Origin of the sequence: Pseudomonas sp. COW5, assembly GCF_026240005.1 — a bacterium.
Lineage (GTDB): Bacteria > Pseudomonadota > Gammaproteobacteria > Pseudomonadales > Pseudomonadaceae > Aquipseudomonas > Aquipseudomonas kribbensis.
Genome location: NZ_JAPHVP010000001.1, coordinates 828,593 through 848,082 on the forward strand (window position 1 = coordinate 828,593; position 19,490 = coordinate 848,082).

General features: G+C 60.8%; 23 protein-coding genes. 7 read left to right on the top strand and 16 right to left on the bottom strand.

Annotated elements, in window-relative coordinates; all coding sequences use genetic code 11:
• Window positions 1–46: 46 nt before the first annotated feature.
• The 8 genes from OQ248_RS03770 to OQ248_RS03805 all read right to left on the bottom strand — a co-directional run bounded on the left by OQ248_RS03770 (window position 47) and on the right by OQ248_RS03805 (window position 5,869).
• Window positions 47–550 carry a DUF4142 domain-containing protein gene (locus tag OQ248_RS03770; protein ID WP_085710208.1) on the bottom strand — a complete coding sequence of 168 codons (504 nt, stop codon included), beginning with the start codon at window positions 548–550 and terminating at the stop codon, window positions 47–49.
• 75 nt (window positions 551–625) lie between these two features.
• A complete protein-coding gene (locus OQ248_RS03775) occupies window positions 626–781 on the bottom strand; it encodes a KGG domain-containing protein (protein ID WP_082302357.1) in 156 nt (51 codons plus the stop codon).
• 117 nt (window positions 782–898) lie between these two features.
• On the bottom strand, window positions 899–2,248 hold the full coding sequence (locus OQ248_RS03780) for a diguanylate cyclase (protein ID WP_265812070.1): 1,350 nt from the start codon (window positions 2,246–2,248) through the stop codon (window positions 899–901).
• Window positions 2,249–2,325: 77 nt separating this feature from the next.
• Window positions 2,326–2,964, bottom strand: a complete 639-nt coding sequence (locus OQ248_RS03785; protein WP_265812071.1) for a LysE family translocator — start codon at window positions 2,962–2,964, stop codon at window positions 2,326–2,328.
• Between the two features lie 60 nt (window positions 2,965–3,024).
• Entirely contained in the window at window positions 3,025–3,441 is a 417-nt protein-coding gene (fos, locus tag OQ248_RS03790; RefSeq protein WP_265812072.1) for a fosfomycin resistance glutathione transferase, read from the bottom strand.
• Between the two features lie 3 nt (window positions 3,442–3,444).
• Window positions 3,445–4,164 (bottom strand): hypothetical protein, encoded by a 720-nt coding sequence (locus OQ248_RS03795; protein WP_265812073.1) that lies wholly within the window; start codon window positions 4,162–4,164, stop codon window positions 3,445–3,447.
• Between the two features lie 35 nt (window positions 4,165–4,199).
• Window positions 4,200–4,937, bottom strand: coding sequence for a hypothetical protein (locus tag OQ248_RS03800; RefSeq protein ID WP_265812074.1), 738 nt, complete (start codon window positions 4,935–4,937; stop codon window positions 4,200–4,202).
• Window positions 4,938–4,957: 20 nt separating this feature from the next.
• Window positions 4,958–5,869: a LysR family transcriptional regulator gene (locus tag OQ248_RS03805; RefSeq protein WP_265812075.1), complete on the bottom strand. Its 912-nt coding sequence runs from the start codon at window positions 5,867–5,869 to the stop codon at window positions 4,958–4,960.
• Window positions 5,870–5,947: 78 nt separating this feature from the next.
• Here OQ248_RS03805 and OQ248_RS03810 point away from each other — a divergent pair, with 78 nt between their 5' ends.
• The 3 genes from OQ248_RS03810 (at window position 5,948) to OQ248_RS03820 (ending at window position 9,067) form a co-directional block, all read left to right on the top strand.
• Entirely contained in the window at window positions 5,948–6,436 is a 489-nt protein-coding gene (locus tag OQ248_RS03810; RefSeq protein ID WP_265812076.1) for a DMT family transporter, read from the top strand.
• Window positions 6,437–6,644: 208 nt separating this feature from the next.
• Window positions 6,645–7,883, top strand: a complete 1,239-nt coding sequence (locus OQ248_RS03815; RefSeq protein WP_265812077.1) for an aminotransferase class I/II-fold pyridoxal phosphate-dependent enzyme — start codon at window positions 6,645–6,647, stop codon at window positions 7,881–7,883.
• A gap of 17 nt (window positions 7,884–7,900) precedes the next feature.
• Entirely contained in the window at window positions 7,901–9,067 is a 1,167-nt protein-coding gene (locus OQ248_RS03820; protein ID WP_265812078.1) for an MFS transporter, read from the top strand.
• On the opposite strand, the gene yiaY is transcribed toward OQ248_RS03820, so the two are convergent.
• The gene (yiaY, locus tag OQ248_RS03825; RefSeq protein WP_265812079.1) at window positions 9,064–10,212 is read right to left on the bottom strand and encodes an L-threonine dehydrogenase; all 1,149 of its coding nucleotides are present in this window, start codon (window positions 10,210–10,212) and stop codon (window positions 9,064–9,066) included. The genes OQ248_RS03820 and yiaY overlap by 4 nt on opposite strands.
• A 154-nt stretch (window positions 10,213–10,366) precedes the next feature.
• Here yiaY and OQ248_RS03830 point away from each other — a divergent pair, with 154 nt between their 5' ends.
• On the top strand, window positions 10,367–11,386 hold the full coding sequence (locus tag OQ248_RS03830) for a DUF4917 family protein (RefSeq protein ID WP_265812080.1): 1,020 nt from the start codon (window positions 10,367–10,369) through the stop codon (window positions 11,384–11,386).
• Here OQ248_RS03830 and OQ248_RS03835 read toward each other — a convergent pair whose 3' ends face one another.
• The gene (locus tag OQ248_RS03835; RefSeq protein WP_085710196.1) at window positions 11,387–11,929 is read right to left on the bottom strand and encodes an XRE family transcriptional regulator; all 543 of its coding nucleotides are present in this window, start codon (window positions 11,927–11,929) and stop codon (window positions 11,387–11,389) included.
• A gap of 108 nt (window positions 11,930–12,037) precedes the next feature.
• Here OQ248_RS03835 and OQ248_RS03840 point away from each other — a divergent pair, with 108 nt between their 5' ends.
• Together OQ248_RS03840 and OQ248_RS03845 are read left to right on the top strand one after the other, a co-directional pair.
• Window positions 12,038–12,820: an aldolase gene (locus OQ248_RS03840; RefSeq protein ID WP_134825758.1), complete on the top strand. Its 783-nt coding sequence runs from the start codon at window positions 12,038–12,040 to the stop codon at window positions 12,818–12,820.
• Between the two features lie 26 nt (window positions 12,821–12,846).
• Window positions 12,847–13,728, top strand: a complete 882-nt coding sequence (locus OQ248_RS03845) for a dihydrodipicolinate synthase family protein (protein WP_265812081.1) — start codon at window positions 12,847–12,849, stop codon at window positions 13,726–13,728.
• A 62-nt stretch (window positions 13,729–13,790) separates the two neighbouring features.
• Here OQ248_RS03845 and OQ248_RS03850 read toward each other — a convergent pair whose 3' ends face one another.
• Together OQ248_RS03850 and OQ248_RS03855 are read right to left on the bottom strand one after the other, a co-directional pair.
• A complete protein-coding gene (locus tag OQ248_RS03850; protein ID WP_248738066.1) occupies window positions 13,791–14,135 on the bottom strand; it encodes a YegP family protein in 345 nt (114 codons plus the stop codon).
• A gap of 22 nt (window positions 14,136–14,157) precedes the next feature.
• Window positions 14,158–14,739 carry a DJ-1/PfpI family protein gene (locus OQ248_RS03855; RefSeq protein ID WP_265812082.1) on the bottom strand — a complete coding sequence of 194 codons (582 nt, stop codon included), beginning with the start codon at window positions 14,737–14,739 and terminating at the stop codon, window positions 14,158–14,160.
• A gap of 169 nt (window positions 14,740–14,908) precedes the next feature.
• Between OQ248_RS03855 and OQ248_RS03860 the strand changes: the two genes are divergently transcribed.
• On the top strand, window positions 14,909–15,823 hold the full coding sequence (locus tag OQ248_RS03860) for a DMT family transporter (protein ID WP_248742805.1): 915 nt from the start codon (window positions 14,909–14,911) through the stop codon (window positions 15,821–15,823).
• On the opposite strand, the gene OQ248_RS03865 is transcribed toward OQ248_RS03860, so the two are convergent.
• The 4 genes from OQ248_RS03865 to OQ248_RS03880 form a co-directional block, all read right to left on the bottom strand.
• Window positions 15,813–17,045: an SAM-dependent methyltransferase gene (locus OQ248_RS03865; protein WP_265812083.1), complete on the bottom strand. Its 1,233-nt coding sequence runs from the start codon at window positions 17,043–17,045 to the stop codon at window positions 15,813–15,815. The two genes, OQ248_RS03860 and OQ248_RS03865, sit on opposite strands and share 11 nt — an antisense overlap.
• A gap of 312 nt (window positions 17,046–17,357) precedes the next feature.
• Window positions 17,358–17,975, bottom strand: a complete 618-nt coding sequence (locus OQ248_RS03870; RefSeq protein WP_265812084.1) for a TPM domain-containing protein — start codon at window positions 17,973–17,975, stop codon at window positions 17,358–17,360.
• 28 nt (window positions 17,976–18,003) lie between these two features.
• A complete protein-coding gene (locus OQ248_RS03875) occupies window positions 18,004–18,678 on the bottom strand; it encodes a YgcG family protein (protein ID WP_265812085.1) in 675 nt (224 codons plus the stop codon).
• Window positions 18,679–18,691: 13 nt separating this feature from the next.
• The gene (locus OQ248_RS03880; protein WP_265812086.1) at window positions 18,692–19,300 is read right to left on the bottom strand and encodes a LemA family protein; all 609 of its coding nucleotides are present in this window, start codon (window positions 19,298–19,300) and stop codon (window positions 18,692–18,694) included.
• Window positions 19,301–19,490: the final 190 nt, after the last annotated feature.

A 19,490-nucleotide genomic window follows, 5' to 3' on the forward strand; every position in this document is an offset into this window, starting at 1 on the left:
GCAAAAAAAAACGGCGCCTTGAGCGCCGTTTTTGTTCGACCCGGTTTCAGCGACTGGCTTGCAGCGCTCGCGCCATTTCCAGATGGCTTTGCAGTTTCGGCAGGGTCTCGTCGGCGAAAGCCTTGATCTCCGGCACGTCGGTGGTCTGGGCTTCCTGCTGGATCTGTTCGATGGCTTCTTCCGTGGCCTTGACCTGGCTCGCGGCGTAAGCCTGATCGAAAGACGCCCCGTCCTTCACTTCCGGAATCAGCGCTTTGGCCTTGTCGGCGATTTCTTCACGGGGGGCGATGGGCAAATCCAGTTTTTTAGCGATTTTCGCCAGATGCTGGTTGGCCGTGGTGCGGTCGTTGATGACCACGATGGTGTAATCCTTGACCTCTTTGGATTCGGCCTTGCTGTGGGCCTGGCGACTGGCCTCGATGTCGGCCATGCCTTTGGCCGAGGCTTCGTTGATGAAGTCGGCGGGCGACTGGGCAAATGCGCTGCCGGCACTCAAGCCCAGCAGGGTGACAAAACTGATATTGCGTACTCGGGTGGCCATCCGGCTCATGGTCGCGCCCTCCTTCTCGGCAAATTCAAGCGGGAGCTTGCGCCCCCGCCTCTCAATCAAAACAACCTTCGCCGACTACTTCGATTTCTGAGCGGGCTTGCGGCCCATTTCAGTTTTAGGTTCTTTATCGACAGTCGTGGTGGTGGTTTTCCCACCCTTGCGACCGGCTTCAGAGGCCTTCGTTCGATCGTTGGCAAAGTTTCCCGAGTTCGAGTTTCTTGAGTTAGGCATGATTCTCTTCCTCTTGGTGTTGATCGTCAGCGAGCAGATGCCCGCCTGGATTGAGAATTCGCCAACCCCCAAAGGTTTAGAAAAGTTGCCGTTGCCGCGACGAACGGCGGCCGCCAGTCAGATATCCCGCGCCCGATGATTTTCCCGTTTGGCGGCGTACATGGCCTGATCGGCGTGGCGAAACAGTTGCTGCTCGTGATGACCATGTTCGGGAAAACGCGCGACGCCGATGCTCGGTTCGATGTGCAGGTTGTGCCCGTCGAGACGCATGGGTTGCACCAGCACCTGTCGGATTTTTTCCGCCACGCTGTCGGCATCGTCGGGGGCGTGGACGCTGTGCAGCAGCACTACGAATTCGTCACCGCCGATGCGCGCCACGGTGTCGGTCTCGCGCACGCAGCCCTTGAGGCGGTTGGCCACGGTCTGCAGGAGCATGTCGCCAACGCCGTGGCCGAAGGTGTCGTTGACCTGTTTGAAGCGATCCAGATCGACATACAGCAGCGCCATGTGCCCCGATGTTTCCCGAGCGCTGGCCAGTGCAGCCTTCAGTCGATCACGCAACAATTCGCGATTGGGCAATTGGGTCAATTGATCGTATTGCGCCATGCGCCGCAGGCGGGCGTGCAATTGCTGGCGTTCGATGGCGGTGGCGACCTGGGCGCAGACGTATTGCAGCAGTTCCTTGTCGCGCTCGGTGTAGCGTTCGCCGCCGGGTAGGCTTTTGACGATCAGCGCGCCGATGGTGCCGTTCTTCGAGTTCAACGGCACACCGAGCCAACACGGTGATTGCTGCCCTGCCACCAGCGCTTCAAACCCTGCCGGGGCCTGCGGGCAATCCGGGGTCAGCAGAATCGGCTGGCCGCTGCGGATGACCTCGGCGCACAGCCGACCGGTCACAGTGCCGGGTTGCTCCGGTTGCAACTCGTCATCGTCGACGTGATAGGGGAAATTCAGTTTTGCGCAGTGTTCGTCGTACAGCGCCACGGAAAAATTCAGCGCCGGCAACCACTCGCCGATGATCGTGTGGATGCGTTTGAACAGCGCCAGCAGATCCTCCGCCGCATGGGCCGCTTCGGAGATCGCATACAACGCGGCCTGACGGGACTCGGCCAGTTTGCGCTCGGTGATGTCCCGGGCCACGGCGATGCGCAGCTGATCGACTTCCGACCAGCGCGCCGACCAGAGGATGTGCACAAGGCTGCCGTCCTTGCGCACGTAACGGTTTTCGAAATTGTGCTTGGGCTCGCCGCCCATGATGTCCCTGGCGGCGGCCAGGGTGCGCTCACGGTCGGCGGGATAGACGTAGTCGATCATCGACTGGCCGATCAGCTCGTCAGGGGTGTAGCCGAGAATCCGCTCGCAGGCTGCGCTGACAAAAACGAAGCGACCTTGTTTGTCGACCGCGCAAACGGCGTCCAGCAACAGATCGATGTAACTCGCCAAGGGCGCAGAATTTCGGCTTTCCATGGTTCAGCGTGGGTGTCCGGGCAATGCAGCACTGATCAACCGTCCCTGACCTCGACCTCGCGTCCCAGCGATTTTTTTCAAGTCTTGCTCGGCATCAGCCCCGGCAACGCGTGCACCAGAGCATTGATGGCGAAACCGATGAACATTACCCCGCACAACCGGGTGATGGCCAGTTCATGGCGCTGATACAGCGTCCGCACCTGACGGGCGCCGACAACGCCAATGAGAATAGCGTAGGCGAGCAATCCGCCGAGGAAACTCAAAGCGATCAGCATCGGCAGCATCGACCAGTTGAGCAGTTCGGCGCGACTCGACAGCAGCGCGGTGAATGTCGCAACCGCCACCGGGTAGGCCTTGGGGTTGGTCAGGCCGAACAGGATGCCGTGCCAGAACGGCTGACGCGCCGCGCCCTGGGGTTGGTTGCCATTGCTGCGTTTGGCCCGCACTGCGCGCCAGCCGAGCCAGAACAGGTACAGACCGCTGAGTACACCGAGCACATCGAACGCGGTACTGCCGATTTCCCGGGCGCCGACAATCGCGATCAGCGCGGTGCTGCACCAGATCACATCGCCCAGCAGATGCCCGCACAGGAACCCCGCCCCGGCCCGACGACCGCGCGCGGCACCAATGCCGAACACCGCCAGCACACCCGGTCCCGGCGTGATGCCGTAGATGAAACCCGAGGCCAGCACGGCCATAAGCAACGATGGAGTCATGGAATACCTGCAAGCGCCGGAAAACGTGGCCGCCAGTCTATCCCAGCGGTTTGTGAATATTCACGACTCGTTGAAAAAACGCATCCCCGCGTAGGGCTTTTGCCGACACGCGGCCAGACGCGAGGCCAAATCGCCGACATGGGCTTCGAGCTTGTGCCCGTCCGGGTCGAGGAAGTAGAACGACGCACCTTCGCTGCGGTTGTCGCGCCATTCCTGCACGTTGGCGGCGCGAAGCTGTTGCACGAACAGCGGGAAATCCGCAGCGCCGAGGCTGAAGGCGTAGTGGGTGTAGTCGGCGGCGGGCTCGGGTTGGCGTTGCGCATCGAGGGACAGGCACAACCACAGGCCCGGGAGCGAGAGATAGGCACCGGCATCCCACGTGGCCTCGACTTGCAGCTTGAGGACGTCGCGGTAAAACGTGAGGCTGCGATCCAGGTCGCTGACGGCGAGGGTCAGGTGGTTGAGGCCGGTGAGCATCGGTCAGTAACCTCGCAGGTCTTCGGGGAGGGTGTATTGCTTGCCGTCGTAGGTCAGGGTGATTTGGGTGTTCTTCAGGTTGGTGGTTTTGGAAACGCACTCTTTGCCTGACTGGGTCGATGTGTACACCACGCCACTTGAGGACACGATCAGATCAGCGAAACCGTTATGGCTGGACGAGCCGATTTCCACGCTTCTGAGGATTTTCGTGTCCTTGGTGTCGCACTCACCGCCACCCTCGCCAAATTCCTTGCGAATGACCAGACCTTCGAGCACCGGTCTCAACTTGGCGCCTTCGCGTACATACAGCGCCAGATCGGTTTTCGCGTAGGGGTTGGCCCGAGAAAGCTGATCGGCAAACTTCGTACGCAGGCCAAATGCGCGAACGTCGGACGCCAGGCGGTAGCGAGCCGTGTCGATGGTCAGGTCCTCGAAACGGATGGCATCGGAGTTGTAGGCTCCAGGCTTGGCGTAAGTCGCCAACGGCTTGGCATTCGCGGCGTTGAGGAGCGACAACTCCAGATCGAACACGCCGTCGTGATCACCTTCGGAGTCGGACACGAATGTGGATTTTGCCGAGATCGCCTTGTCCGGGAAGGCCGGCCACACTTTGCAGCGTGACAGGGAGTGACCGTCGAATTTCTTTATCTCACAGGCGGCGTGGGCCTGAGTGGTGACGGCCAGAAAGCCGAGGGCGATGAAAAGTCGGGTTGGGGTGAGCATTGTTCTTCCTTGAAATAAGTCGCGTTGGTTCTGTATCACTCGATGGCCTGGAAACCTTTAGGCAATACGTAGGATTTTCCGTCGTAGCGAAGGGTTGTCAGCACAGGTTTACCGGCTGTGGTTTTTTCTTCACAAGTGTCTGGATCACCTTTTCCAACAACTCCCGTCGTCACCGATTTGACGATCAGATCGGCGTAACCATGAGAACTGGTCTTTCCAATTTCGATAGTGCGCAGGGTACTGGCACGTTCGCCCGCACAATTTCCATCCCATTCTCCGTTGTAGCGATACATCACAAGCCGATCCAGAACTGGCCGTAACGTGTCGCCCTCTTTCACGTAAAGGGACAGCGAAGTCTCATCCATGGGATTGACGCGGGAAGAGCCTTTGAAAACGACCCGTACACCAAAGGCCCGAATTTCAGGGGTCAATTTGTAGCGCGCGGTATCGAACTCCACACTTTCCAGCGCGAAGGCATCGGACAAGAATGCAGAAGGCTTGTAATAGGTGGCCAGAGGTTCTGAACCTTCGACCGAAACGACAGAAAGAGCAAGGTCGTAACTACCGACATCACCGGTTTTGCCATACACCGGATCCGGCTCGAATTTAGAAACAGCCTTGAGTGTCAATCCGGAATACGCCGGCCACTCTTTGCAAACAGAAAAATCCCGCTTGTTCGCCACCTGCGCAGGCACACAATCAGCCAACACCTGCCCCGCCATCAACGCCCCGCATAGCACCAGACACCCCATCACCCCAGACTTCACTGTCACGCCCCACTCCTTGATGTTTTTCAGCCGCGCACTATCCCCTCCCCGATCCGCCGATTCAACCAGTTCAACGCCTGATCCCCACCCCGCCGCTTGTGCCATGCCGAGACAAAGGTGAACGGTGCGATCTCGAACGGCGGTGGCACGACGATCAGCGCCTCCTCATCAATATCATTCAACGCCCGCGAAGCCACCGTGAGGATCAGATCCGTGCCACTGATGAACTGCGGCGCAACGCTCCAGTGCGGCAGGCTGACGGCGACGCGGCGGCGCTCGCGCAGGGCGGTCAGGGTACGTTCGATTTCCGGGGTGCCGCTGCCGCGCATTTCCAGCAAGACGTGGGGACGGGAAAGGTAGGTTGGCAGGTCGAGAACACCACCGGCGGGAAGGCTTTGACGATCCAGCAGGCAGACGTAGCGCTCTTCGAAAAGCGGCGTGCTGCACAACTCACCGGGCAATTCCGGGAGCACACCGGCAGCGAGATCAATATCGCCGTTGAGCAGCCCTTCGACCATGCCCTCGCGGCTGGCGTGGCTGATTTGCAGGTCGATGCCCGGTGCTTCGCGGCGCAACGTACGAATCAGGCCGGGCAGGATGATCGCCGCGCCATAGTCCGACATCGCAAGCCGAAAGGTCCGGCGGGCGCTGGCTGGGTCGAAGGCGTTCGGCGCCAGCAGCGATTGCACCTGAGCCAGGGCCTCGGCCAGAGGTGCAACCAGTTCCAACGCTCGGGCGGTAGGCACCAGCCCCGAACCGGCCCGCACCAGCAGCGGATCACCGAGCAAGTCGCGCAATCGGGCCAGCGCATGGCTGACCGCCGGTTGGCTCAAGTGCAGACGCTCGGCCGCACGGGTGACGTGCTGCTCGCCGAGCAAGGCGTCGAGGATCACCAGCAGGTTGAGATCGATGAGCCGAAGATCATTCATCTGATGCATGTTCCGCATGACAAAACAGAATTTAAATCTGCGCGACGAATACCCTAGAGTCCAGCAAAACCTTGCTGGAGAACGATCATGAGTACGTTGCAGTGGGCCGGTCTGTTGCTACTGGCGGCAGTGGCCGGGGCTGTCGTCCCGTTTCAAAGTGCAATCAATACCAATCTGGCCCGAGGGTTGGGCCATCCCTTGTGGGCGACGTTGGCGTCATTGCTGGTCAGCGTGCTGGTGTTGTTGCCGGTGATTATCGCGCTGCGCTTGCCATTGCCATCGCTGGCATTCATCGGCAAGGCGCCGCTGTGGATGTGGGCCGGTGGCGCGTTCGGGGTGTGTTTTGTGGCACTGGCAGTGGTGTTGGTGCCGAAACTCGGGGCATCGGGTTTTGTCGCGCTGGCATTGGCCGGACAGGTGCTGGCATCGATGGTGCTGGATCACTTCGGATTGTTCGGGCTGCTGGAGAAGCAACTCACGTTGCCCCGGGTATTTGGCGCGGTGTTGCTGATGGCGGGCGTGGTGCTGATCCAGTTTTCCCTGGCGCTGGAAAAAAGCGCCACCGCTGCTGGATAACAGGGCAAAGGTAAGCCCTTCACTACCAGGGTCGTCGGGCATTTCACCGCCTTACAACCCTGCGGGGTATCGCCCTACAAGCAAAACTCCAACAGCCCTCAGCGTTATCGGATACGGCCGATTCTGACCCGAAGTCGCGCTCTGTAAAGTCTGGCAACACACACAAATTGAAACACCCCATGGATTGCCATGCTCAAGGAGAGCTGCTTTGAACCATCTGCCCGATACCACCGCCCATACCTTCACCAACTACCGCAAAGTCATCGCGCTGGCCGACCACGACTGGGAGGCCGCCGAAGCCGGAAAAATCGCGGCCCTCAACGTCGAAGTCAAAGGCTGCAACCAGTTGCTCGATCAGCACGGGCGCCAGTTTCATCATTTCTGCACCACGTCCTATCTGGGCCTGGATCACCACCCCGCCCTGCTGGAAGGCGCCATCGCGGCATTACGTGAAACCGGCACACTGCGCGTAGCCAACTCGAAAAACCGCTGCAAACTGGCGCTGCTCGACCGATACGAAAGCGAACTGTCGCAATTGTTTGGCGCCGTGTGTCTGAGCACTCTGTCCTGCAGCGCCGCGAGTGCGGGGATCCTGCCGCTGCTGGCCAGCGGTGTGTTCACCCAGGGCCGTCCGCCGGTGATGGTGTTCGATCGTCTGGCTCACTATTCGATGAATCACCTGAAGGCCAGTTGCGCCGACGAAACCCAGGTATTGACCTGCCCCCACAACGACATGGATTTTCTCGAATCGGTGTGCCAGCGCCACACAACGGTCGTCTATATCGCCGACGGTGCCTACAGCATGGGTGGTGTGGCCAATCTGGACGGTCTGCTGTACCTGAAAGAACGTTACGGTCTGTTTCTATATCTCGATGATTCTCACGCGTTGTCGGCGGTCGGCAGCAATGGCGCCGGTCTTGTGCGGCCAAGAATGCCGACGCTGGATGAGGACTGCCTGATCGTCGCGTCACTGGCCAAATCGTTCGGGGCCAGCGGCGGGCTGGTGATGCTCGGGAATGAGCGGCAGCGGAAACTGATCCAGCGTTACGGCGGGCCGAGCAACTGGTCGCAAAGTCTCAATTGCGCGGCCATAGGTGCAGGCCTTGCCTCGATCCAGCTGCATCGCAGTGCAGAGCTGCGCGCGTTGCAGGTTCGGCTCCAGGCCAATATTCGCCTGTTCGACAGTCTGGTGAGCACCGAGCAGCACGGCAGCCCCATGGCCATTCGCCTGATTAACTGCGGCGAGGCCGCGCTGGCCACTCGCATCGCCATTGAACTGGCCGAACACGGCTTTTTCACCAGCGCCGTGTTTTTTCCGGTGGTGGCTCAAGGTAAAGCCGCGATCCGCGTGACCCTGCGCGCCGACATGGAATCGACACTGATCCATCAATTCTGTGATTTGATCACCGGACTGTTACTGACTCACCGCGGCCATCGCGACCGCTGAACCTTCACGGACGACTCATGAACCCCGGCCTCATCCTGCTCATTACCTGCTCCACCGTGTTCCTCGCCCAGTTGGGCATGAGCATTTACCTGCCGGCGTTGCCGCAGATCGCCGGGCATTTGCAAGTCGATGCAACGCAGGTTGCTTGGGGCTTGTCGCTGTACCTGATCGGCATGGCATTGCCGATGTTGCTCTGGGGCAGCCTTGCACAACGCGTCGGACGCAAACCGGTGCTGCTGGCGGCGCTGGGGATTTATGGGCTGGCGAATCTGGCGTTGCCGCTGGGTTCGACGCTGGAGTCGTTCCTGCTGTTGCGACTGGTTCAGGGGATCGGCGCCAGCGGTATTTCGGTGATGGCGCGGGTGCTGATCCGAGACAGTTTCCGGGGCGATCTGCTGGCGAAGGCGTTGTCGTGGATTTCGATTTCGTTTGTGGTCGCGCTCGGGATCGGGCAATACGCCGGCTCGCTGATCCAGGTGACGCTGGGCTGGCAGGCGATCTTCCATCTGCTGGGTGCGGTCAGCCTGTTGATGGCCGTGATTGTTTCGCGCCTGAGTTTTCCAGAACTTGTCGAAGCGCCTACAACCGCTTCGCCCTGGGCGGTCTATCGAATGATTCTGGTCCATCGAGCGTTTCTTCTACCGGCGCTCGCGGGCGGTCTGGGTTACGGCGTGATCATCGCGTTCAACAGCGCTGCTCCGTTGATTCTGCAAGGCCCGTTCAACTGGTCGACGACCGACTACGGACTGTTGGGCTGGCCGATCAGTGCGGCGTATTTTCTGGGGGCGCTGGCGGTCAATCGCTTTGTCTTGCGCACCGGTCAGCACTGGTTGATGGCATTGGGAGTGGGATTGGTGATGGCCGGAAGCGGGGTGATGCTGGCGGGCAGCCTGTTGGCCAGCGCCGTTGCCTGGCTGCTTTGGTTGCCTTACTGCGTCGCCGTGTTCGGCCAGTCGCTGAACTATCCGATCAGCCTGTCACGGGCCAACGATGGCGCGCCGATTGCCGGCGCTTACGCGATGGCCCTGAGCGGTTTCATTCATCAATTGATGGCCGCACTGATCGGCGCGGTGGCCAGCCTGCTGGCCGGTCCACACGCATGGCCGCTGTCGCTGCTGTGTTGCATTCTGGCGGCGGGCGCGGTGCTCTGCACGAGGTTCACGCCCGAGCGCCAGTCCGCTTAAAACGCGCTGCGGAAAATCTCCTCGATCTGCCGCTGATCCGCCGCCCGCGGGTTGGTGAAACCGCAGGCGTCTTTCAGGGCATTGGCGGCAAGAACAGGGATGTCGGTGCATTTGGCGCCGAGGTCACGCAAGCCGCCGGGGATGTCGACGTCTTTGGCCAGGCAGCGGATCGCGTCAATCGCGGCTTTTGCGCCCTCCTCCGGGCTGAAACCACGGATGTCAGCGCCCATGGCGTGGGCCACATCGGTGAGGCGATCGGCGCAGACCAGCGCGTTGAACGTCTGCACATGGGGCAGCAACACCGCGTTGCACACCCCGTGAGGCAGGTCGTAGAAACCGCCCAACTGGTGCGCCATCGCATGCACGTAGCCGAGCGAGGCATTGTTGAACGCCATGCCGGCGAGAAACTGCGCGTACGCCATGTTTTCCCGCGCCGCCAGATCGCTGCCGTCGCGTACCGCCAGACGCAGGTTGTTGCTGATCAGGGTCATCGCTTTCAGCGCGCAGGCATCGGTGATCGGGTTGGCGGCGGTGGACACGTAGGCTTCGATGGCATGGGTCAGCGCGTCCATGCCGGTGGCGGCGGTCAGGCTTTTCGGCATGGCGACCATCAGCGCCGGATCGTTGACCGACAGCAGCGGCGTGACATTACGGTCGACGATGGCCATTTTCACGTGGCGGGTTTCGTCGGTGATGATGCAGAAGCGGGTCATCTCGCTGGCCGTGCCGGCGGTGGTGTTGATGGCGATCAATGGCAGTTGCGGCTTGGCCGATTGATCGACTCCTTCGTAGTCACGGATCTGCCCGCCGTTGGTCGCACAAAGGGCGATGCCCTTGGCGCAGTCGTGGGGCGAGCCGCCGCCGAGTGACACGACGAAATCACAGCGGCTGTCCTTGAGCAGCGCCAGCCCGGCCTCGACATTGGTGATGCTCGGGTTGGGTTTGGCGCCGTCGAAGATCACCGAATCGATGTCCTGCATCGCCAGTTTCTCGGCGATCATCGTCGCCACGCCAGCCTTGGCCAGGCCGGCGTCGGTAACGATCAGCGCCTTGCGAAATCCGTAGTTGCGAATCGCATTCATGGCTTCGTCGAGGCAGCCGCTGCCCATGATGTTTACGGCGGGAATGAAAAAGGTGCTGCTCATGGCGCGTCTCCTGACAGGGGCCGGATCGACTCCTGCGATCCGGCGGATGCATACAGGATCGACCGATCGGTCACGGCAGATGTTGATCTGGCTCAATGCCCGCTCGTGATAAAGTCGCCGCCCATCTGCCCCTTGTTTTGAGACGTGCCCTGCAATGACCGATTTTCTGGATGTCGACGCCACCCTCGAAGACTGGAACGCGTTACGCGCCACCACTGACTTCAGCGGCTTGCTGGTGGGCAACGGCGCCAGCCGCGCGGTGTGGGACGATTTCGGCTATGACTCGCTGTTCGAAAACGCCCGCACGGTGGAAGAAAAGCCCCTGAGCCCGTCGGAACTGAGCGTGTTCGACGCCATGCAGACACGCAGTTTCGAGCAGGTGCTCGGCGCGCTGAAAACCACCAGCCGGGTCAACAAGGCACTGGCCGTCAGCTCGGCCGCACCGCGCAATCGCTACTACGCGATCAAGGAAGCGCTGATCAATGCCGTCCACGATTTGCACATTCCGTGGCGACTGGTCGAAGCGTCGACCCTGACGATCCTGAACCGCGAACTGGCCAGTTATCGAACGGTGTTCACCACCAATTACGACCTGCTCAACTACTGGGCGCTGCAACACCGGGGCGAGGCCATCGATGACCTGTTCAACGGCCCCGACGCGAGCTTCGATCTGTGCGAAAGCCACACTGAAAAACCGCGTCTGCTGTACCTGCACGGCGGCCTGCATCTGGTACGCAACCAGGACGGCAGCGCCCGCAAACTGACCGCGACCGAAGGCACGCTGCTCGGCAGTTTCGCGATCAACAACACCCTCAAGACCCTCGACGACGTGCCGCTGTTCGTCAACGAAGGTCCGAGCGCGGACAAGCTCAAGACCATCCGCAGCTCCGATTATCTGTCGTTCTGCTACGACCAGTTGCTCGAACATGGCGACAGCCTGTGCATCTTCGGCCACGCCCTGGGCGAGCAGGACAGCCACATCGTGCGTGCCCTGCGGCTGGCGAAACCGAAAACCGTGGCGATCTCGATCTACCCGCGCAGCGCGGCGTTCATCCAGCACCAGAAGCGGCATTACGCGAAGGTGTTCGAGGGCACGGGCGCCGAATTGCGGTTCTTTGATTCCAAAAGCCACGCGCTGGGGAATCCGAAGCTGTCGGTGCCCGTCGAAGTCTGATCACTCTTCGCTGCTGTGCACGACCACCAGCAGTTGTGCCTGCTCCTCGCCCACCGAGCGGATCCGGTGCGGTTTCTGCGCATTGAAGTGCAGCGCGTCGCCCCGTTCCAGCAGTACCCGTTCGTTCATGAAGTCCACTTCGACCCGGCCTTCATGGACGAACAGAAACTCCTCGCCCAGATGTTCCTTGAAGGTCTTGTCGGTGAATTCAGTCGGCGGATAGATGATGAACGGCAGCAAACTGCGCTCGCTGACCTGATGGGCCAGCACCGCATAGCCGGGGCTGTGATCGTTGGCCGCCAATGACTGGCGTTCGTGGCTGCGCACCAGGCTGTAGCTGTCGAGGCTGACGTTGTCTTCAGAGAACAGCTCCTCGACCTTCACATTCAGCGCTTTCGCCAGTTTCAACGCAGCGGCAATCGACGGCGTGTTCAACCCGCGCTCGACTTTCGACAGATAACTCTTGGTCATGCCGGATTTCTCGGCCAGTGCCTCAAGGGTTACGCCAAGTTTTTTTCTCAATAATTTCAAACGGATAGACATGCGAAGCGATTATTCCAGCAAAGGAAAGACGATTTGTCCTTGCCAATGACACAAAGTGTCATATAGCCTCTTAAGTGTCATCCATGGCAACCACCACAGGACACGGATATGGCGAAGACATTAGCACTACCCAAAGACCAACTGGTCAAGCAAGCGCTGACCCAGATGCAAAAAAGCCTGGCGGATAATACGTGGACGGACCGGCAAAAGCTGGCCCTGACCTGCCGGATCCTCTTCGAAAACGGCCACGATTCGGGCCTGGCCGGGCAGATTACCGCCCGTGGCCCGCAGCCGGGCACTTACTACACCCAGCAACTGGGGCTGGGGTTCGATGAAATCACCGCGAGTAATCTGCTGCTGGTCAACGAAGACCTGGAAGTGCTCGAAGGTCACGGCATGGCAAACCCCGCCAACCGTTTCCACAGCTGGGTGTACCGCGCCCGGCCGGATGTGAACTGCATCATCCACACTCACCCGACGCACATTGCCGCGCTGTCGATGCTGGAAGTACCGTTGCAGATTTCCCACATGGACCTGTGCCCGCTGTACGACGACTGCGCCTTCCTTGAAGGCTGGCCGGGCGTCCCGGTCGGTAACGAAGAAGGCGAACTGATTGCCGGGGCGTTGGGCGACAAACGGGCGATCCTGCTTTCCCACCACGGTCAGCTGTCCACCGGCACGACCATCGAGGAAGCCTGTGTCATCGCGCAATTGATCGAGCGCGCCGCCAAACTGCAATTGCTGGCCATGGCCGCCGGGACGATCAAACCGATCATTCCCGAACTGGGTCGCGAGGCCCATGACTGGGTCTCGAAACCCAAACGCCACGCCGCGGCCTTCAACTACTACGCCCGGCAGAACCTGCGCCAGCACGCCGATTGCCTGAACTGAATACCTCATCCTTGCGGAGCACTCTCATGTCCAACATTCACGGCATCATCGGCTACACCATCACCCCGTTCGGCGCCAACGGCGAAGGTCTTGACCTGCCGGCCCTCGGACGTTCGATCGACCGCCTGATCGCCGGCGGCGTCCACGCCATCGCGCCACTGGGCAGCACCGGCGAAGGCGCCTACTTGAGCGACGCTGAGTGGGACCAGGTCGCCGAATTCAGCATCAAACACGTGGCCAAACGGGTGCCGACCGTGGTCAGCGTATCCGACCTGACCACCGCCAAAGCGGTGCGTCGCGCACGCTTCGCCGAAGCCCATGGCGCCGATGTGGTGATGGTGCTGCCAGCCTCCTACTGGAAGCTGACCGAAGCGGAAATCCTCGCCCACTACCGCGCCATCGGCGACAGCATCGGCGTGCCGATCATGCTCTACAACAACCCGGCCACCAGCGGCACCGACATGTCGGTGGAGCTGATCCTGCGCATCGTCAACGGCGTGGAAAACGTGACCATGGTCAAGGAGAGCACCGGCGACATCCAGCGCATGCACAAGCTGCAACTGCTCGGCGAAGGCCGGGTGCCGTTCTACAACGGCTGCAACCCGCTGGCACTGGAAGCCTTTGCGGCCGGGGCCAAGGGCTGGTGCACGGCGGCGCCGAACCTGATTCCGCAACTCAACCTGGATCTGTACGAAGCCACGCTGGCGGGGGATCTGGGCAAGGCGCGGGAATTGTTCTACCGCCAGTTGCCGCTGCTGGATTTCATCCTCAAGGGTGGTTTGCCGGCGACGATCAAGGCCGGGCTGCGTGACACCGGGCTGGAAGTGGGTGATCCACGCCTGCCGGTGTTCCCGTTGAGCGAGGCCGGGCGCAATCAGTTGCAGGCCATTCTCAAAACCCTGCGCTGATCCTCAAGCACGACACAAACCCTGTGGGAGCGAGCTTGCTCCCACAGGGTTTTGTGCTGGATTCAAAGTACCGGCAGGGTTTTGTCCTTGATCACCTTCGTCGGCCCGTTGCTCTTCACGGCAGCGATACCTTTGGCACACGCGGCTTCCGATGAATAGGATTCGCTGCTGCCAATGATCTGGTGATTGGCCGCCTTGAGATTGAAGTACGGATGGCCGTCCTTCGTCGTTTTCTTCTCGTAGCGCTCATCCAGCGGACTGTTGCCCTGCACCGCCGCGATACCGTTTTCGGCGGCACTGTGAGAGGTGTACAACTCGCTGGTCAGAATGGTTTCGGCATTCGCCGCTTTCAGCACGAACCTGAACTGGCCGTTGCTGCTTTTGCTCAATTCATACCATCCGGACATGCTGCGTCTCCTTATCGATGGGTCACAGGGTGATTTTAGTCCCGAGTAGTCCCAGGAAACCGGCCAGCCATTTCGGATGCGCCGGCCAGGCAGGCGCGGTGGCCAGATTGCCGTGGACATGGCCGTCCGTGACCGGAATATCGATGTAGGTGCCGCCGGCCAGCCGCACTTCCGGGGCACAGGCCGGATAGGCGCTGCATTCGCGTCCTTCGAGAATCCCCGCCGCCGCCAGCAGTTGCGCGCCGTGACAGACGGCAGCAATCGGCTTGCCGGCCTTGTCGAAAGCCCTCACCAGTTCCAGAACCTTTTCGTTCAGCCGCAGGTACTCCGGCGCACGGCCACCGGGCACCAGCAACGCGTCGTAGTCCTTGGCATCGACCTTGGCGAAATCGAAGTTCAGGGCGAACTGGTGACCGGGTTTTTCGCTGTAAGTCTGATCGCCCTCGAAATCATGGATCGCGGTGCGCACGGTCTTGCCGGCGGCTTTGTCGGGGCACACGGCGTGGACGGTGTGACCGACCATTTGCAGGGCCTGGAACGGCACCATCACTTCGTAGTCTTCGACGTAATCGCCGACCAGCATCAGAATCTTTTTCGCGGCCATGGACAGGACTCCTCTGGTGAATGCACAGGAGTATTCAAAGTAGTCCAAGAGCCGCGCCAGCGTCCGCAAACTGTATGGATAACTCTGCGCCTGACTGTAACAGCACGATTGGCGCGCTTTGTGGCTAGATGAATGCACCTCCCTGCCACCTTCGAATCTGGTTGCCATCATGTCTTCGCGCGAAAACACCGGCATGGCCCTGGGCCTGCTCGGCGTTGTGATCTTCAGCCTTACCCTGCCCTTCACCCGCATCGTGGTGCAGGAACTGCATCCGTTGCTCAATGGCCTCGGCCGTGCGTTGTTCGCGGCAATTCCGGCGGCGTTGCTGCTGTTGTGGCGACGGGAAAAGTGGCCGACCTGGCAACAGGTCAAAGGCCTGAGCCTGGTGATCGCCGGGGTGATTCTCGGTTTCCCGGTGCTGTCGGCGTGGGCCATGCAAACCTTGCCGGCGTCCCACGGCGCGCTGGTCAACGGTTTGCAGCCACTGTGCGTGGCGCTGTATGCCGCGTGGCTGTCCCACGAGCGTCCATCGAAAGCCTTTTGGGCCTGCGCCGCGTTGGGCAGTGCGTTGGTGCTGGGTTATGCGTTGTACACCGGCGCCGGCAGCATTCAGGCCGGTGATTTGCTGATGCTGGGTGCGATTGCGGTGGGTGGTCTGGGATATGCCGAGGGCGGGCGTCTGGCCCGGGAGATGGGCGGCTGGCAGGTGATCTGCTGGGCGCTGGTGCTGTCGACGCCGTTGCTGATCGGCCCGGTGCTGTATCTGGCGTTGCAGCATCAGGGCGCGGTGTCGACGAAAACCTGGTGGGCCTTTGGGTACGTCGCGCTGTTCTCGCAATTCCTGGGTTTCTTCGCCTGGTACGCCGGGCTGGCCATGGGCGGCATTGCCCGGGTCAGTCAGATCCAGCTGTTGCAGATCTTCTTCACCATCGCGTTTTCCGCGCTGTTCTTCGGCGAACATGTGGAGCCGATCACCTGGCTGTTCGCCTGCGGGGTGATCGCGACGGTGATGCTCGGACGCAAGACGGCGGTGCGCCCGGCTCAACCGGGCACCCTACCAGCCGGGGTTCAGCTCAAGCCTTGAGCGGCAGCAAACCATCGGCGAGCAGCAGGGTTTCCAGACAATGCTCGCTGATGTGGTAGAACGCCTTGAGTTCCTGAATCTTCACCAGCAGCTGAGTCGGGTCCACCGGCTCGGCGCGCTTCACGGCGAGGATCATCTTGTTCTTGTTGGTGTGTTCCAGCGAGATGAACTCGAACACTTTGGTCTCGTAACCGCAGGCTTCGAGGAACAGCGCACGCAGGCTGTCGGTGACCATTTCCGCCTGCTGCCCGAGGTGCAAACCGTATTGCAGCATCGGCTTGAGCAGCGCCGGGCTCTGGATCTGCAGGCGAATCTGTTTGTGGCAGCACGGCGAGCACATGATGATCGCTGCGCCGGAACGGATGCCGGTGTGGATCGCATAGTCCGTGGCGATGTCGCAGGCATGCAGGGCGATCATCACCTCCAGCTCGCTCGGTGCCACGCTGCGCACATCACCGCATTTGAACACCAGCCCCGGGTGGTCGAGTTTCTGCGCGGCGGTGTTGCACAGGTTGACCATCTCTTCGCGCAGTTCGACGCCGGTGACCTCACCCTCGGCCTTCAGGGTGTTGCGCAAATAGTCATGAATGGCGAACGTCAGGTAACCCTTGCCCGAACCGAAATCCGCCACCCGCACCGGTTTGTCCAGGGCCAGCGGCGAGGACGTCAGGGCATGGCTGAAGACTTCGATGAACTTGTTGATCTGCTTCCACTTGCGCGACATCGCCGGGATCAGCTCGTATTGCGCATTGGTCACGCCCAGATCCTTGAGGAACGGACGGCTCAACTCAAGGAAGCGGTTTTTCTCGCGGTTATGCTCGGCGGACGGCACTTCACGCAATTGCTGGGGTTTGCTCATGAACAGCGAGCTCTTGCCCTTTTTGCTGTATTCGAGCTGGGCTTCGTCGGTCAGTGTCAGCAAATGCGCATTTTTGAACGATGCCGGCAACAACTCGGCAATCGTCGCCACGGCGTCTTCCAGCGGCAGATTCTTGGTGATGTCGCGGGTCTTGTAGCGATAAACGAACGACAGATTCGGCTGCGCCTTGACCGTCACCGGTTTGATGATGATCCGCTGCAGGTCCGCTTCTTCGCCGACGTACTTGGCCAGCACCAGTTTGATGAAACCGTTCTGTTCGAGGCTGGTTTGCAGCAGCTCGATGAACCGGGCGTGGTGATCGGGCGCCGGTTTGGCAGATGCGGAAGGAGCGGTAACGGACATGGGAAAAAGCGGCCTCGGACGGGCAAATCGGGAATGGGCGCTAGTTTAGGGGGGATGGGGATTGGGGACACGCTCTTATTTACCGAACGGCGTTTAAAAGCGGCCCTCACCCTAGCCCTCTCCCAGAGGTAGAGGGGACCGATTGGGGGATATTGAGGAGATACACCGACTTGAACGATTGGTTTTGAATCCATAATCGACTCGGTATTTCAGGTCGATGGATTGCGGCAGATAACTCGATCGGCTCCCTCTCCCCTCTGGGGAGAGGGCTGGGGTGAGGGGTGGCTCTCAAGCCAAACGCAAAAATCAAAGCTACCCCAACACCACCAACCGATTCGGCAATTCGTTCCTCACCTGCGTCACCGGCACATGCACCTTGAGCAACTCGCCGCACGCCTCGATGCAGGTCACGAATCCTTGCAACGTCTGACCCTGCCGCACCTGCTCGGTAAACGCCGCGACAATCGAATCCCAGCTCTTGTCGTCCAGCCGTCTGGAAATCCCTTCGTCCACCAGGATCTCCACATAGCGCTCGGCCTCGCAGACAAAAATCAGCATGCCGGTGCTGCCCACCGTGTGATGCAGGTTCTGTTCGAGAAACTGCCGACGCGCCAGGTTCGAGGCGCGCCAGTGCCGGACATGGCGCGGGATCAGATGAGTGGTGACCTTCGGCAGACGAAACACCAGGCACAGCACGACAAAACTGACCCACTGCACCAGCAACAGGCTGTGCATCGTCAGCCAGCCGGTCAGGTAATGCAGGACGCCCGGCACCACCAGCGCCAGCAGGCTGGCCCACAGCAACGGAATGTACGCGTAGTCATCGGCGCGGGCCGCAAGCACCGTCACCAGTTCGGCGTCGGTGTCGCGCTCGACCCGGGCGATGGCCTCGGCGACCTTGCGTTGTTCGTGTTCAGTCAGTAATGCCATGTCGTGAAGTGCCTGCTCGTTATTGTTATCACCAGCCGCCGGAGGAACCGCCCCCGCCTCCGGAGCCGCCCCGGCCGACGGGAAGGATACCGAGCATCTGGCAGACAAAAACAGTCAGGATGAACAACATCACCAGAAATACGAAAATTCCCGGGTGCCGCGAGACAAAGTCGTCCGAAGGATCGCCGGACGATTCGTACACGGTGGAAGGCTCGTCCAGCGGACTGCCGCCCAGCACCACCAGCATCGCCGCCACGCCATCGCTGATGCCTTTGCTGTAATTGCCGGCCTTGAACGCCGGCGTGATCACCTGATGAATGATCACTGAACTCTGGGCGTCGGTCAGGCGATCCTCCAGACCGTAGCCGACTTCGATGCGCAACTTGCGCTCGTCCCGGGCGACGATCAGCAAGGCGCCGTTGTTCTTGTCCTTCTGGCCGATGCCCCAGTGCCGGCCGAGTTCGACGCCGTAGTCCTCGATGGTGGCGCCTTGCAGGTTCGGCAAGGTCACGACCACCAGTTGCTCGCCGGTCGCCTGCTCGTGGGCCTGCAACTGCTGGCTCAATTGCGTGCGCACCGCCGGCTCGATCATCTGCGCATCGTCCACCACCCGCCCGGTCAGCGCCGGGAGGGTCAACTCGGCCCGGGCGCTGACGGCGAACAGCCACAGCATCAGCACCAGGCCCATCTTCAACGCACGCATGGGCATCACCGGCTCAGAACTTCACTTCCGGGGCCTTGTCCGCGCCGGGGCTGGTGGCTTCGAAGGTCTCACGGATCGGCAGGTCGCTGTACATCACGCTGTGCCACAGGCGACCGGGGAAGGTGCGAATTTCGGTGTTGTACTTCTGCACCGCCAGAATGAAATCCCGGCGGGCCACGGCGATGCGGTTTTCGGTGCCCTCAAGTTGCGATTGCAGGGCGAGGAAGTTCTGGTTGGCCTTGAGGTCCGGATAACGTTCGGACACCACCATCAACCGGCTCAAGGCACCGGTCAGCTGATCCTGGGCCTGCTGGAACTGCTTGAGTTTTTCCGGGTTGTCGAGGGTGCTGGCATCGACCTGGATCGACGTCGCCTTGGCCCGGGCCTCGACCACCGCCGTCAGCGTGGCCTCTTCATGCTTGGCATAGCCCTTCACGGTTTCCACCAGGTTGGGGATCAGGTCGGCGCGGCGCTGGTACTGGTTCTGCACCTGGCCCCAGGCGGCCTTGGCCTGTTCGTCGAGGGTCGGGATGTTGTTGATGCCGCAAGCGGTCAACAACGTGGCCAGCACCAGCAAGGTGGCGACCTGCAAACGCGAGCGGTAGACAGGACTGACATTCATCGTTCGGGAGCTCCCTTGCACATTTCATGAATGATCGCGCGTGAAACCTTCTGGACCGGCTCTTGGGGCATAATCGCCCGCGCCACTGGATTGCAGCGGGCCGATGGGCTAAAAAGAGGCCCTGCGCGATCACGTCGCCGAAACTGGCGCCGTACATTCGGCTGTCGTTTTTTGAATCAGCACCCGAACA

Excerpts from the sequence above, each read along its gene's own strand:
- OQ248_RS03860 (WP_248742805.1), top strand. The coding sequence starts at position 14,909 with ATGTCTTCGCGCGAAAACACCGGCATGGCCCTGGGCCTGCTCGGCGTT.
- OQ248_RS03795 (WP_265812073.1), bottom strand. The coding sequence starts at position 4,164 with ATGCTCACCCCAACCCGACTTTTCATCGCCCTCGGCTTTCTGGCCGTC.
- OQ248_RS03820 (WP_265812078.1), top strand. The coding sequence starts at position 7,901 with ATGAACCCCGGCCTCATCCTGCTCATTACCTGCTCCACCGTGTTCCTC.
- OQ248_RS03785 (WP_265812071.1), bottom strand. The coding sequence starts at position 2,964 with ATGACTCCATCGTTGCTTATGGCCGTGCTGGCCTCGGGTTTCATCTAC.
- OQ248_RS03835 (WP_085710196.1), bottom strand. The coding sequence starts at position 11,929 with ATGTCTATCCGTTTGAAATTATTGAGAAAAAAACTTGGCGTAACCCTT.
- OQ248_RS03845 (WP_265812081.1), top strand. The coding sequence starts at position 12,847 with ATGTCCAACATTCACGGCATCATCGGCTACACCATCACCCCGTTCGGC.
- OQ248_RS03830 (WP_265812080.1), top strand. The coding sequence starts at position 10,367 with ATGACCGATTTTCTGGATGTCGACGCCACCCTCGAAGACTGGAACGCG.
- OQ248_RS03775 (WP_082302357.1), bottom strand. The coding sequence starts at position 781 with ATGCCTAACTCAAGAAACTCGAACTCGGGAAACTTTGCCAACGATCGA.
- OQ248_RS03865 (WP_265812083.1), bottom strand. The coding sequence starts at position 17,045 with ATGTCCGTTACCGCTCCTTCCGCATCTGCCAAACCGGCGCCCGATCAC.
- yiaY (WP_265812079.1), bottom strand. The coding sequence starts at position 10,212 with ATGAGCAGCACCTTTTTCATTCCCGCCGTAAACATCATGGGCAGCGGC.
- OQ248_RS03840 (WP_134825758.1), top strand. The coding sequence starts at position 12,038 with ATGGCGAAGACATTAGCACTACCCAAAGACCAACTGGTCAAGCAAGCG.
- OQ248_RS03875 (WP_265812085.1), bottom strand. The coding sequence starts at position 18,678 with ATGCGTGCGTTGAAGATGGGCCTGGTGCTGATGCTGTGGCTGTTCGCC.
- OQ248_RS03810 (WP_265812076.1), top strand. The coding sequence starts at position 5,948 with ATGAGTACGTTGCAGTGGGCCGGTCTGTTGCTACTGGCGGCAGTGGCC.
- OQ248_RS03850 (WP_248738066.1), bottom strand. The coding sequence starts at position 14,135 with ATGTCCGGATGGTATGAATTGAGCAAAAGCAGCAACGGCCAGTTCAGG.
- OQ248_RS03780 (WP_265812070.1), bottom strand. The coding sequence starts at position 2,248 with ATGGAAAGCCGAAATTCTGCGCCCTTGGCGAGTTACATCGATCTGTTG.
- OQ248_RS03805 (WP_265812075.1), bottom strand. The coding sequence starts at position 5,869 with ATGCATCAGATGAATGATCTTCGGCTCATCGATCTCAACCTGCTGGTG.
- OQ248_RS03870 (WP_265812084.1), bottom strand. The coding sequence starts at position 17,975 with ATGGCATTACTGACTGAACACGAACAACGCAAGGTCGCCGAGGCCATC.
- OQ248_RS03855 (WP_265812082.1), bottom strand. The coding sequence starts at position 14,739 with ATGGCCGCGAAAAAGATTCTGATGCTGGTCGGCGATTACGTCGAAGAC.
- OQ248_RS03880 (WP_265812086.1), bottom strand. The coding sequence starts at position 19,300 with ATGAATGTCAGTCCTGTCTACCGCTCGCGTTTGCAGGTCGCCACCTTG.
- OQ248_RS03770 (WP_085710208.1), bottom strand. The coding sequence starts at position 550 with ATGAGCCGGATGGCCACCCGAGTACGCAATATCAGTTTTGTCACCCTG.
- fos (WP_265812072.1), bottom strand. The coding sequence starts at position 3,441 with ATGCTCACCGGCCTCAACCACCTGACCCTCGCCGTCAGCGACCTGGAT.